Annotated in this window: 13 protein-coding genes; 7 read left to right on the forward strand and 6 right to left on the reverse strand. The window is 64.8% G+C overall.

What is annotated here, in order from left to right:
- Positions 1 to 278: 278 nt before the first annotated feature.
- From ACVOLI_RS01485 to ACVOLI_RS01500, 4 genes are all read right to left on the reverse strand, one after another.
- Positions 279 to 797: a GNAT family N-acetyltransferase gene (locus ACVOLI_RS01485; RefSeq protein WP_481533236.1), complete on the reverse strand. Its 519-nt coding sequence runs from the start codon at positions 795 to 797 to the stop codon at positions 279 to 281.
- A 90-nt stretch (positions 798 to 887) separates the two neighbouring features.
- Entirely contained in the window at positions 888 to 2,147 is a 1,260-nt protein-coding gene (locus tag ACVOLI_RS01490; RefSeq protein ID WP_481533237.1) for a sugar transporter, read from the reverse strand.
- 163 nt (positions 2,148 to 2,310) lie between these two features.
- Complete coding sequence (locus ACVOLI_RS01495) at positions 2,311 to 2,892, reverse strand: mechanosensitive ion channel domain-containing protein (protein ID WP_481533238.1); 582 nt, start codon at positions 2,890 to 2,892, stop codon at positions 2,311 to 2,313.
- Positions 2,893 to 2,911: 19 nt separating this feature from the next.
- Complete coding sequence (locus tag ACVOLI_RS01500) at positions 2,912 to 4,078, reverse strand: alkaline phosphatase family protein (protein ID WP_481533239.1); 1,167 nt, start codon at positions 4,076 to 4,078, stop codon at positions 2,912 to 2,914.
- 236 nt (positions 4,079 to 4,314) lie between these two features.
- On the opposite strand from ACVOLI_RS01500, the gene ACVOLI_RS01505 reads away from it, so the two are divergent.
- The 3 genes from ACVOLI_RS01505 to ACVOLI_RS01515 are packed head-to-tail and all read left to right on the forward strand — an operon-like array spanning position 4,315 to position 6,340.
- Positions 4,315 to 4,887, forward strand: a complete 573-nt coding sequence (locus ACVOLI_RS01505) for an RNA polymerase sigma factor (protein WP_481533240.1) — start codon at positions 4,315 to 4,317, stop codon at positions 4,885 to 4,887.
- The gene (locus ACVOLI_RS01510; protein ID WP_481533241.1) at positions 4,887 to 5,438 is read left to right on the forward strand and encodes a hypothetical protein; all 552 of its coding nucleotides are present in this window, start codon (positions 4,887 to 4,889) and stop codon (positions 5,436 to 5,438) included. The genes ACVOLI_RS01505 and ACVOLI_RS01510 overlap by 1 nt, the downstream gene beginning before the upstream one ends.
- A gap of 11 nt (positions 5,439 to 5,449) precedes the next feature.
- Positions 5,450 to 6,340, forward strand: a complete 891-nt coding sequence (locus ACVOLI_RS01515) for a DUF4097 family beta strand repeat-containing protein (protein ID WP_481533242.1) — start codon at positions 5,450 to 5,452, stop codon at positions 6,338 to 6,340.
- Between the two features lie 198 nt (positions 6,341 to 6,538).
- Here ACVOLI_RS01515 and ACVOLI_RS01520 read toward each other — a convergent pair whose 3' ends face one another.
- Positions 6,539 to 7,915: an Hsp70 family protein gene (locus tag ACVOLI_RS01520; protein WP_481533243.1), complete on the reverse strand. Its 1,377-nt coding sequence runs from the start codon at positions 7,913 to 7,915 to the stop codon at positions 6,539 to 6,541.
- A gap of 338 nt (positions 7,916 to 8,253) precedes the next feature.
- Here ACVOLI_RS01520 and ACVOLI_RS01525 point away from each other — a divergent pair, with 338 nt between their 5' ends.
- On the forward strand, positions 8,254 to 8,586 hold the full coding sequence (locus tag ACVOLI_RS01525) for a zinc ribbon domain-containing protein YjdM (RefSeq protein ID WP_481533244.1): 333 nt from the start codon (positions 8,254 to 8,256) through the stop codon (positions 8,584 to 8,586).
- Positions 8,587 to 8,620: 34 nt separating this feature from the next.
- Here ACVOLI_RS01525 and ACVOLI_RS01530 read toward each other — a convergent pair whose 3' ends face one another.
- The gene (locus ACVOLI_RS01530) at positions 8,621 to 9,718 is read right to left on the reverse strand and encodes a tetratricopeptide repeat protein (RefSeq protein WP_481533245.1); all 1,098 of its coding nucleotides are present in this window, start codon (positions 9,716 to 9,718) and stop codon (positions 8,621 to 8,623) included.
- 276 nt (positions 9,719 to 9,994) lie between these two features.
- Between ACVOLI_RS01530 and thpR the strand changes: the two genes are divergently transcribed.
- The 3 genes from thpR to ACVOLI_RS01545 all read left to right on the forward strand — a co-directional run bounded on the left by thpR (position 9,995) and on the right by ACVOLI_RS01545 (position 11,538).
- Positions 9,995 to 10,582 carry an RNA 2',3'-cyclic phosphodiesterase gene (thpR, locus tag ACVOLI_RS01535; RefSeq protein ID WP_282265419.1) on the forward strand — a complete coding sequence of 196 codons (588 nt, stop codon included), beginning with the start codon at positions 9,995 to 9,997 and terminating at the stop codon, positions 10,580 to 10,582.
- Between the two features lie 96 nt (positions 10,583 to 10,678).
- Positions 10,679 to 11,278: an HD domain-containing protein gene (locus ACVOLI_RS01540; protein ID WP_481533246.1), complete on the forward strand. Its 600-nt coding sequence runs from the start codon at positions 10,679 to 10,681 to the stop codon at positions 11,276 to 11,278.
- Positions 11,279 to 11,340: 62 nt separating this feature from the next.
- Positions 11,341 to 11,538 (forward strand): oxidoreductase-like domain-containing protein, encoded by a 198-nt coding sequence (locus tag ACVOLI_RS01545; protein ID WP_296245961.1) that lies wholly within the window; start codon positions 11,341 to 11,343, stop codon positions 11,536 to 11,538.
- Positions 11,539 to 11,579 lie beyond the last annotated feature (41 nt).

Here is an 11,579-nt window from a genome sequence, read left to right on the forward strand (position 1 = left end):
GAACGATGGCTGTGTCTGTGCCTGTTGTGGTCGTCGCTGTGGTTTGCGGCTTTGGCTGTTGTTTCAGCCCTGCTCCTGCTCGTCATCCTCGCGAAGGCGGGGATCGCTCTGCATTTGCTTGCGCTTTGGAGTTACGCGGTAAATCCGGTCCGAATCAATGCCGAAGGCCAAGGCTGTAGCCAGAGCCAGAGCCAGAGCCAGGGCCAGGGCCAAGGCCAGAGCCAGAGCGATCCCCGCCTTCGCGAGGATGACGGCAAAAAAAGCAAAAGCCCAAAGCCTCAGCGTTTTCCCGGTCCGGGCAGCACGGCGTTCAAGTATTGCTTCTGCACAACGCGTGGCACCAATCGCGGTCGCTCCATCAACACAAAGCGCACGCCCTTCACCGTCTGCGGCGCAGCCTTGCTGACAAAGCCAAACCGCTCATACACCGGCACTGCGATCTCGGACGAGTTGACCGTGTACTCGCGGCGGCCGTGTATGCGCAGTGCATGCTCCCAGAGCCGCCGCGCGATGCCGCGCTGACGGCTGCTGCGGCTCACGAACAGATGATGGATGTGGCTGTCGCCGCGCATCGCGATCATGCCGACAAGTACACCTGCATCCTCAATCACGTAATGCGCGAACTCCTTGTCGACCAGACGATCGGTGAAGCTGGCAGGAGTCAGCGAGGCCAGGAACGCATGTGCGCTGGCACCGCTGTCGGCGTCCAGAAGGTGTCGCGCCAACGGGGTGACCAGCGCGCTCAGTGCCTCTGCATCGGCGAGGTTGGCGTCACGCAAAGTGATGTCCTGATCCACGTACTTCCCCCGTAGCGCCCCCGGAAGCAGCGGCGTGTACGGAAGCATACCCGCAGCCGCCACGCTGTAAACCTGTGCGCTGGCGGCAGCTCAGTGCGTCGCGCCACCCAGACGGAAGCTGCCGCTCCAGCGCAGCATCGCGAACAGGCACCACACCCAGCCGGCGGTGGCAATCAGGCCGCCGACCAGGCCGATGTGCTGCATGCCAAGTTGCAGGCTTACCTGGCTGCCGATCAACGCGCCGGCGCCGATGCCGATGTTGAAAATGCCCGAGAACAAGGCCATCGCCACGTCGGTGGCGTCGGCGGCCAGGTTCAGGACCTTGGACTGCATCGACAAAGCGAAGCTGATCATCGCCACGCCCCAGACCGAAACCAGCGCGTACAGCAGCCAGCTGCTGTGCAGGCCAGTGCGCAGCAGCAACAGGCTGGCAGCCAGAACGCCGATGGCCGCCAGCAGGAAGCCGCGCGGCCAGCGCAGGCCGTAACGCGAAAACAGCAGGCTGCCGATGAAGCCCATGCCGCCGAACAACAGCAATACCCACGTCGTCACATGCGCATCGAAGCCGCCGATCTTCTGCACGAACGGTTCAATGTAGCTGTAGCCGGTGAACTGTGCCGATACCACCATCATCACCAGCAGGTACAAGGCCATCAATGCAGGGCGTCGCAACAGCAAGGGAATGCTGCTGGCCGAACCGCTGTTCTGGCTGGGCAGGGCCGGCAGCAGCCGTGCGAGTACCAGCATCACCAGCAGGGCGACGCCGCCGATGGCCATGAAGGTGACGCGCCAGCCCAGCAGTTCGCCGACGATGCGGCCCAAGGGGATGCCCAGCACCATCGCCACCGAGGTGCCGGTGGCCAGCAGGCCCAGGGCCTGCGGGCGCTTGTCCGCCGGTGCCACCCGCACTGCCAGCGAGGCGGTGATCGACCAGAACACGGCGTGCGCCAATGCAATGCCGATCCGGCTGGCCATCAGCACCGGATAGCTCCAGGCCAGCGCTGACAACACATGGCTGAGAATGAACAGTGCAAACACGCCCAGCAGCAATCTGCGCCGGTCGAAGCTGCGGGTCAGCAACATGCACGGCAGCGAGGTCAGTGCGACTACCCAGGCGTAGATGGTCAGCATCAGCCCGACATGCTCGATCGGCTTGCCGAAGCTGGCGCCGATGTCGCTGAGCAGGCCTACCGGGACGAATTCGCTGGTGTTGAAGACGAACGCTGCCAGGGCCAGGGCGATGACGCTGAGCCAGCGCTGGCGGTCGGAGCGCTGGTCGTGGCGTTCGGCAACGGCAAAAGCGTCGCCTGCCTGCGGGGCAGGGCATGAGGTATCGGGAGAGGCGGACATTGCGTGCGGGCTTGCGACCGGGCCGGTCGCTCAATGACGGCGATTTTCGCACGGCTGACATGGACGCGAGCGGAACGCTGTGGGCCGGAGCCAAGGCAATCCCCGCTTTGGCGGGGATCACGGACCCAATGCTCGGGTGTTGCTCGCTGCTGTTCCGGCTTCCTCAGCCGTCTCCCTGCAGGCTGACCGTGCTGGAATCGCCACCACGCCAGCGACGCAGGCCACGCTGGAAGAACAGGCTGTTGGGAATCTGCATCAAGGTGCCATCGACCGGGCCACCGACCTCATGCAGCGTGGTGTAGATGAGGTTGATATCGGTGACCACGCCCTTCAGGCCGGGCTTTTCGCCGTTCTCCAGCAGCTCGATCTGGTCACCCAGGCGGAACGGCCGGGTGGTGAAGATCAGGAAGGTGCAGAAGATGTTGGACAGCACGCTCCAGGCAGCGAAGAACGCCACCGCGCCGACCGCGGCAAAGCCGGTGAAGGCCGTCCACAGCACACTGGCCTGTACGTGCAGGGCCTGCAGGATGGCGACCAGGGCCACCGTGCCGATGACGAAATTGGACAGCCGCCGGATCGCCATCTCGATCTGCGCCGGCAGCGTGTAATGGCGCCCAAGCCGGGCCAGCAGGCGCCGGGTCAGCAGGCGCAGCAGCCAGGCCACGACCAGGATCAGCAGGATGCTCAGGCCGGTGTTGATGGGTTCAATCCATTGCTGCATCGAGGCGGGGAGGTAGTGCTTCATGCGGATTCCTTGCGGTGCGTCAGTGCTTCAGCGCGGCGTCGGTATGGCGGGGATTGCCGTCATTGCGGGCCGGGGTGATGTTCAACAGGCGGGCCAGCAATGGATAGACGTCGACATTGTCGATGGGGGCGATGGTCACGCCTGGGGCGAAGGCTGGCCCATAACCGATGAATGGGGAATACATGTCCGGCAGGGCATTGTCGTAGCCATGCTCACCCAGCAGCTCGTGGCCTTTGCGCTTTTCGGCCTGGCGGGTGGTGACCTGCCAGCCAAGCTCGGCGGTGCAGATGTAGGCGGGCACGCGGCGGTGGTGGCCATATTCGAAGCGCGCCGGGATCTGCTCACGGGTCATGCACTGGATATGCGGGTGGCTGCCGGCCAGCAGTTGTTGGGCGGCCATCTCGCCGCCGGGCAGGGCGTTGAACGAGGCGTAGGCGCCGGTCCAGCCAAAATCCAGCTTGCTCACATCGACGATGTCATCCAGGAAGATCTGCTTGGCTGGGCTGGTAGCGGTCATGCCGTGGTCGGAGGTGACCACGATGTTGACCTGTTGCTGCAGGCCCTGCGCACGGACACCCGCCAACAGCTCGCCAATCGCGCTGTCCACTTCGCCCAGGGCACTGTTCAGTTCGGCGGAATCCGGGCCGTAGCGATGGCCTTGCGTGTCGACCTTGTCGAAGTACAGGGTGATGAAGTGGGGGCGTTGCGCGGCAGGCAGTGCCAGCCATTCCAGCACCTGCTGCACGCGCTGCTGCGAGCTCACCTTGATGTCGAACGGCCGCCAGAACTCGGGACGTGCGCCATGCACCGGCGCTTCCGAGCCGACCCAGAACATCGCCGCGGCGCGTCCACCCTGTTCGCGCACGCTGGTCCACAGCGGCTTGCCGTCGTCCCACCAGCGCTCGTCGCGGACCGTGGCCGGGTCGAACATGCTGAAGCGCACGTCGGGAATGGCCGGGTCGGTCATGAAGTTGGCGATCACCCCGTGGTGGTCCGGGCGCAGGCCGGTGATCAGTGTGTAGTGGTTGGGGAAGGTGATCGAGGGATACGACGGACGCATGTATTCGGCGCGTGCGCCAGCGGCCACCATCGTGCTCAGCGTCGGGGTCAGGCCACGCTCCAGATAGTCATTGCGGAAACCATCGATGGAAATCAGGATCACCGGGGCCAGTGCCTGCTCCGGCATGTGGGCCGCGGCTGGCGGGGTATCGATGGGGGCGGGAGCGCTGGTGCAACCGGCAAGGGCGAGGGCGGCGCAAAGCAGGACAGCGGGGATACGCAACATGGGATCGCAACGGTTTGACGAGCGCCGATTGTCGGCCAGCGCGGCCATTGCTGCCAGTCGCTGCGCTGCTGTGGGCCGCTTCGGCAAAGATTCGCGTCGGCTTTAAACCTTTTTGCTGCCTGCCGCATCCAATGGATATGCTCAACGCCACCGTGACCGCCACCGCCCCCTCATCGCCCGTCGACGACGACGCCGTGCTGGCCCGTGCCGCCGCGGATGGCGACACCCGCGCCTATGAACGGATCTACCGGCGCCACTCGCCGCGGCTGTACGCACTGCTGTGGCGCTTGTGCGGCGGCAACGCGGCGCGTGCCGAGGATGTGCTGCAGGAGACCTTCATCCAGGCCTGGCGCAAGCTGCCGCAGTTCCGCTTCGAGAGCGCGTTGACCACGTGGTTGCATCGCCTGGCCGTGAACACAGCGCTGATGGAGCTGCGCGCGACAACGTTTGAATCGCTGGATATAGGCGAATCGGGGATGGATCTATTGGCCGAAATGGCCGACACCCCCCGCTGCCACGCCACTGGCATGGACCTGGAGCGTGCGTTGCTGACCTTGCCGCCACGCGCCCGCGCGGTGCTGGTGCTGCATGACATTGAAGGCTGGAAACACCAGGAAATCGCCGTGGAACTGCAGATGGCTGTCGGCAGTTCCAAGGCCCAGTTGCATCGTGCACGCAGTTTGTTGCGCACGCGGCTTGGAGACGCATGATGAATCACTACGAAAACGATCACGATGATGCATTGGCGCAGCGCTTGCGTGGACTGCCAGGCGAACGGGTACCTCCGGCGACGGTGTGGCAGCGCATCGCAGCGGAACTGGAGCAGGGCCCGCGTACCGAGCCGGCAGTTGCCGCTCCCGCCATATCAGTGAACGCCGTGCCGGCGCGGCGCAGAGCACATCGTCACTGGCCACGTTATGCAGCTGCTGCGGTGGTCGTTGCGCTGGTTGGCGTGGCCAGCATGCTGTTGTTGCCGCAGCAGCCAGCGGCATCCGTCGCCGTCGAGGAATCGTCATTGCAGCATCAGGCCAACACCATCACCTACCAGTACCGGCAGGCGATGGCGACGATTCCGCAGGACGAGGTTGCCGCCGAGCTGCAGCCGGCGCTGCGTGAACTGGATGAAAGCGCCGGCAGCATCCGCAGCGCCATCGCGCAGAGCCCCGACGCCGATTTTCTACTTGGCCAGTTGCAGCGCACCTACGCGCTGCGGCTTGAACTCACCCGCAAGGGCGTCAACCCGACCGGACTTTCGACTTGAAGGAGCACCTGATGAAAGCTTGCATGCGCCATCTGATCGCCACCGCACTGCTGTTGGCCCCGTTGACCAGCGCATTCGCGCAGACTGCGGTCAATCGCAACCTGCCCTTGTCCAGCGGCGGCCGCGTGGAACTGAGCAATGTGGCCGGCTCGGTCACCGTCCGAGGCTGGGACCGTAACGAAGTACAGCTGACCGGCTCGCTCGGCGAGGGCCAGCGGCTTGACGTGGAAAGCAGTGCCAATCGCGTGGCATTGAAGGTGGTCTACCCGCAGAACAGCCGCAGCAGTCGTGGTGCGGTGCTGGAACTGCGGGTGCCGCGCGCTGCGCAGTTGCAGACCAGTACCGTCAGTGCGGGCGTGGATGTGGCTGATGTTGACCTGCGTCGCCTGCAGAGCAGCACCGTCAGCGGCAGCATCACCGCCAATGGGCGCGCTGGTGAGGCGGAATTGACCACGGTCAGTGGCGCGATCCGCTCGCAGTTGCAGACCTCGCGGCTGGAGACCCGGACAGTCAGCGGGGGCATCAATGCGGCCGGTGGCAGTGGCGGTGAGGTCTCGGCCAACAGCGTGTCTGGCGGCATCACCCTGGACCTGGCCAAGGTGCAGCGGCTCAGCGCCGAGTCGGTATCCGGCAGCCTTGGCGTCCGCAGTGCGGGCCTGCAGCCGGGTGGCCGGGTCAATCTGGAGACGGTGAGTGGCTCGGTTTCACTGAGCCTGCCGGCCAGCACGTCGGCGCAGCTGAAGGTCAGCACCTTCAGCGGCAGCATCCGCTCCGACGTCGGCCAGGTGGAGAGCCCGCGTTACGGTCCTGGCAAGAATCTTGATGCACGGATTGGCGGTGGCGATGGCGATATCTCCATCCAGTCGCATTCCGGAGGCGTGCGGGTGAGTCTGGATCGTTGACTCACTCCCTCCCTGTGTCATGGGCAAGGGGAGGGCTGGGCAGGTAAGGCTTCTACTCCCTCCCTTTTGCGTAACAAAGGGGAGTGCTGGGGAGGGGCAATGCTTCTGCCCCCTCCCTTTTGCGCAGCAAAGGGGAGGGTTGGGGAGGGGTAGTGCTTTAGGGCTTATAGATCCCCAGCCTCGCGGCTTACGCCGCTCCTACAGACCTGCAGCAGCGCCACTCGTTGTTGCTGCCAACGCCAAGCCCTGCACCACGCCGAACGACGGGTCGCCGTGCACCAGTTTGGCAGTCGGGAAGGCCGCAGCGGCGGCCTGCTGGATGTAACCGGCGCGCGACATGCCGCCGGTCAGGAACACCGCCGCCGGGTCGTGACCAATATCGGCACGTACCTGCTGCAACAGCGCTTCCAGCTCGCCAAGATAGCCGCCGGCAGCCGTGGTCAGATGTGGTGCATCGATGTCCACCGACAGTCCTGCCTCGATGAAGTCCAGCATGCTGTGGTGGCTGGGCTGGCTGCTCAGGGCGATCTTGCAGTGTTCCACCGCGCGGTACAGGCGCGCGGTATTGCCGGTGTCCTGCAGTGCCTGCAGGCGCGGGCCATAGGGAAGTTCCACCGCGTCGTAGTTGTGCTGGCGGAAATCACGCTGGCGGGTCATGTCCTGCACCATCGCGGCCTCCACATAGTGGTGTGCAGGCACGCGGGTGATGCCGCGGCCGAACAGCGGCATGTAGCCGGCCAGGCTCAGCGCCAGATCGATATCGGTACCGCCACGGGCAATACCCCAGGCGCGATGGATCTGCGGCGCCGCGTTGCCGCCAACGCTGGCATGGGCGATATCGGTGGTACCGCCGCCAACGTCGACGATCACCGCTTCGTGGCGGTCTGTGCTGACTGCGTGGTAATGCATGGCCGCAGCAGCGGGTTCTTCGAGGAAATCCACGTCGTCGAAGCCTGCGGCCATTGCAGCGCTGCGCAGGATATCCAGGGCCTGATCATTGCCGGCGGCGCCGATCGAACTGCGGAACTGCACCGGCCGGCCGAGCAGGGCACTGCGCACGTTGCGCTGCAGCTGGCGAGAAGCGGTCAAGCGGATGTGCTCAAGAATGTGCGTGGCAATGCCGGTGATGGTCTGCTTGGCACGCGGATGCAGGTTGTAGCCCAGCATCGATTTCGGGCTCTGCACCAGGTTGCCTTCGTTCTCCTCGAAATAGGCTTCCAGCGCCTCGTCGCCATAGACCGCGTTCTGCAGCAGGGTGGTGGAGCTGCGCGGTTCGCGGATGCGTTCTTCCATCCACTGCCGGCGCACCACGCGGATGGCGTCGCTGCGCAGCTGCTCATGGCTGCGCGTGTTGCCGACCGCGCGGGCGTCACGGCGGCCGGATTCGATCAGGTCATCGACCTGCGCTTCCAGTGCCGGGGTCAGTTCAAAGTCGTTGGGGTCGCGCATCACCTCGGGGAAGTACACCGTGGTGCGGAACTGCTGGGCCTCACCAAAGCTGACCGGGACCACCTTGCCGTCGATATGGGCGGCGGCGGCCGAGTTGCTGGTGCCAAAATCGATGCCGAGTTTCATGATAGCTGCGCGTCTTGCTGCTGAATCGGCCGCGCACTTTACTACGCCGCCGCGCGGCTGGCTTCACATGCAGGTCGTGAATGGCTGCTCTTGGACGCGAGGCCTGCGCTACCACGAACCGCGTCACGATTTTCCGGCATGTACGCGCCACCTGAATGAAGATGCTCGCCGCGCTGCCCGGATGGTCGACCCAGCCCAACGGGTGGCGAATCGTGGCTTGTCGCGAGCGGAGATGGGCGTGCGCGCGGTCCGGTTCCTGCTGTGTGCCCGGTGCTGCCGGGAGCGACTGTGGGCTGAACGGCTACAATGGATGGTTAATCAATGTACGGGAGTCCCCCATGTCTGTTACTTCCTGCCCGCAATGTTCACTGGAAAACGTCTATGCCGACGGCGCGCTGTGGATCTGCGCCGATTGCGGCCATGAATGGACCGCCGGCGAAGCGGCCGAATCCACGTTGGTGGTACGCGACAGCAACGGCAATGTGCTGGTGGCTGGCGACACCGTTACCGTGATCAAGGACCTGAAGGTCAAGGGATCGTCCATCCCACTCAAGCAGGGCACGGTGATCCGCAATATCCGTCTGGTCGAGGACGATGCCGAGCACATCGAGGGCAACTCGGAAAAGATCAAGGGTCTGGTGTTGAAGACCTGCTTCCTGCGCAAGGCCTGAGCCGGCTCGCGTCGCAGCCGCCCGCGGTGTGCGTTCAGCGCGCCGCGTGGCGCGCTTCCAGCCTGCGGATTCCGTCCAGCTTGCTCTGGTAGACCGCCCGCATCGGGTCGCCGCCGAGGTCGCGGGCGCGTTTCATCTCCTTCATCGCCAGCCGGTTGTTGCCGCCCAGGAAGTAGGCGCGGGCCAGGCCGAAGTGGAATTGGTGGGCATTGTCATATAGCCGTACTGCTTCACGGTAGTAGTACGCGGCCAAGGCGTAGTTGCCCTCCCGCTCGGCGCTGGCGCCCTGCATGAACTGGTAGAACGGATCACGCTTGCGTACCTGTTCCAGGCGCGACTGCATCTGGGCCACGCGGCGGCTGTCGCCCATGCGCTGGTAGAGCTTGGTGGCATTGTGCAGGGCCGGGGCGTGGAAACGGTTGATCGACAGCGCTGTATCCAGGTCTTTGGCGGCGGCGTCGAGGTCGTCCTCGCGCGACTCAAGTACACCGAGGTTGCTCCACGCCGCTACAAAACGCGGATCCATCCGCAATGCCGCGTCGAAATAGGCCCGTGCAGCGATGTAATCGTGCGCAGCCAGCTGCTCGGCACCTCGGTTGTTGTAGAAATGGGCAAGTGCGCGGCTGTCGCTGATCGGCTGCGGGCCGCGGCGGTCGTACAGCACGTTGCTGTCCAGATCCAGGGTGGCCTGGCGACCATCAACGCGCATTCCGACATTGACGTGACCGGCGTTGAAGATCAGTCCCTGGTCTTCATACCAGGACACCACCTGGCCAACCTCCTGCATGCGTGCTTCAAGGCCGATCTCGCGGGCCAGGGCGACAAACAGCAGGGTGAACGACAGGCAGTTGGCACGCCGTTGCTGCCAGGTCTCAGCCACGGTGAGGGTGGCCTCGGTGTCGTAAGCCAGGCCCAGTCCCTCTGGCCGGAATACCAGTTCAACCAGCCGGTGCAGGCGCTGTTCCGGGGAGTTCGTGGTCTTGATGACCCGCTCCAGCAGCTGCGCGCGTATTTCCGGGGGGATGGCCATCACCTGCTCCGGACTTGGCACAGCCGGAGGGGGCGCCGGAGGCGGCGCGGCCAAGGCCAGGCTGCTGGCGGCGTACAGGACCAATGCATTCCAACCGATCATGGCGATCACCCGGAGTTTGCTGCGGCCTGCCCAGTGTAGGCCTGTTGCGGGGGGATGGAAGCAGGCAGGGGACAAATCCACAGCGGGTGTGGACCAGCCCTGTGCAAACATGTGGATAACCATTGGCAGCCCTTGTGCGGCGTGGCTCGCCGGGCGCTGGTGAAATTTTCGCCATGGCCGGGCCGCGGCCGGCAGGGTCTGCTAGTATCCGCGGCCCTAGACAGTAGTGGCCGCCGCAACGGAGCGGGTACGGCAGCCGGCTTTCGATACCAGACCATGACGAAGCAGCTTTCCTCCACCGAGGCCCAGATGACCCTGGGCCTGGGCAGCGACATTCCAACCGAACGCCTGTTCTTCGCGGTGATGCCTGATGCGCTCACGGCGGAGCGGGTTGCCGAGTTGGCCGGTGGCCTGCGCGAGGAACATGGCCTGCTCGGGCATCCGTTGGCGCCGGAGCGCTTGCACGTCACCCTGCATCATCTGGGGGACTACGCCGGCCTGCCTCCGAGCCTGCTGCCCAAGGTGCGGCAAGCGGCAGCGCGGGTGCGCATGCCCGAGTTCGAGGTCTGCTTTGATCAGGTGGGCAGCTTTGCCGGCAGCGTGAAGAACCCCTTCGTGCTGCGCAGTGAGTACGGTGCCGAGTTGTTGAACGGCCTGCACGAGGAGCTGGCGCGTTGCCTGCAGGGCGTGGGTGGCAAGCTGGACCCGCGTTTCACCCCCCATATGACCCTGCTGTATGACCGCCGTCGTCTGCCGATCCAGCCGGTGCAGCCGCTGCGCTGGTTCGTGCGCGAATTCGTGCTGGTGCGCAGTTTCCTCGGCCAGGGCCGTTACCAGATCGAAGGCCGCTGGCAACTGGGCTGAGCGCGGCGTGGCATGAGTTGCGCAAACGCCTTTCGGCGGACTCCTGCATTGGATTGCCGCCACGCGTGTTCCGCCACTTCGTGACAAGATGCAGGCATGAACGACCTGCTGCAGACCCTGCCGCCGCCGCTGCTGGCCGAGCTGAAAACCGCTTACGCACAGCCGCCGCGGGCGTATCACAACTTCGCCCATGTGCAGGCGCTGTTGCAGCACTACCGCGATGTCGCCGCCGGCCCCGGCTGGCAGCAGCCATTGGAAGTGCTGCTGGCGGTGCTCTACCACGACGCGATCTACGAGGCGGGGCGTGGTGACAACGAAGCGCGCTCGGCCCAGCTTGCCGCGTCCGGTATTGAACGTTGGCTGCCGGATGCCGAAGTGGATGTGGCACGGGTGATGGCGCTGATCGAACTGACGGCGCGTCATGGCAGCCTCAGCGGAGATGGGCTGGATGCGGATGCCGCGCTGTTCCTGGACAGCGACATGGCGATCCTGGGGGCGCCGGATGCGGTGTTTGATGCCTATGACCTTGGCATTGCCGAGGAGTACCGGGGCAAGGTGCCGGGCTTCCTGTTCCGGCTCAACCGGCGACGTTTCCTGAAAAAGGTGCTGGCGCAGCCGCGTATCTTCTTCAGCGATTTCTTCCATGAACGCTACGATGCGGCGGCGCGGGCCAATCTGCGCCGAGTCACGGCCTGAGTCGGTGCTTTGGCTAAAATGCGGGTTGTCCTGCTGCTGATAGGGCCGAACCGGCCGCTGTAATGAACGAAATACCTGCCCAGGTTCCTGCAACGCCAGACCCCGATCCGCGCCCGCAACCGCCGGAAGCACCGGGTCCGAACGAGTGCTGTGGCAGCGGCTGCCCGCTCTGCGTGCTGGATCTGTATACCGACGAGCTGCTGCTTTACCGGCAGAGGTTGGCCGAATGGATTGCACGCCACCCCGAAGCGCAGCCCTGAGTCGGCGCTTTCGACATCTTTCCGTCTGTCATGGGCGTAGG

It is taken from the genome of Stenotrophomonas sp. STEN029 (genome assembly GCF_056760015.1).

Excerpts from the sequence above, each read along its gene's own strand:
- ACVOLI_RS01490 (WP_481533237.1), bottom strand. The coding sequence starts at position 2,147 with ATGTCCGCCTCTCCCGATACCTCATGCCCTGCCCCGCAGGCAGGCGAC.
- ACVOLI_RS01495 (WP_481533238.1), bottom strand. The coding sequence starts at position 2,892 with ATGAAGCACTACCTCCCCGCCTCGATGCAGCAATGGATTGAACCCATC.
- ACVOLI_RS01500 (WP_481533239.1), bottom strand. The coding sequence starts at position 4,078 with ATGCCGGAGCAGGCACTGGCCCCGGTGATCCTGATTTCCATCGATGGT.
- ACVOLI_RS01505 (WP_481533240.1), top strand. The coding sequence starts at position 4,315 with ATGCTCAACGCCACCGTGACCGCCACCGCCCCCTCATCGCCCGTCGAC.
- ACVOLI_RS01510 (WP_481533241.1), top strand. The coding sequence starts at position 4,887 with ATGAATCACTACGAAAACGATCACGATGATGCATTGGCGCAGCGCTTG.
- ACVOLI_RS01515 (WP_481533242.1), top strand. The coding sequence starts at position 5,450 with ATGAAAGCTTGCATGCGCCATCTGATCGCCACCGCACTGCTGTTGGCC.
- ACVOLI_RS01520 (WP_481533243.1), bottom strand. The coding sequence starts at position 7,915 with ATGAAACTCGGCATCGATTTTGGCACCAGCAACTCGGCCGCCGCCGCC.
- ACVOLI_RS01525 (WP_481533244.1), top strand. The coding sequence starts at position 8,254 with ATGTCTGTTACTTCCTGCCCGCAATGTTCACTGGAAAACGTCTATGCC.
- ACVOLI_RS01530 (WP_481533245.1), bottom strand. The coding sequence starts at position 9,718 with ATGATCGGTTGGAATGCATTGGTCCTGTACGCCGCCAGCAGCCTGGCC.
- thpR (WP_282265419.1), top strand. The coding sequence starts at position 9,995 with ATGACGAAGCAGCTTTCCTCCACCGAGGCCCAGATGACCCTGGGCCTG.
- ACVOLI_RS01540 (WP_481533246.1), top strand. The coding sequence starts at position 10,679 with ATGAACGACCTGCTGCAGACCCTGCCGCCGCCGCTGCTGGCCGAGCTG.
- ACVOLI_RS01545 (WP_296245961.1), top strand. The coding sequence starts at position 11,341 with ATGAACGAAATACCTGCCCAGGTTCCTGCAACGCCAGACCCCGATCCG.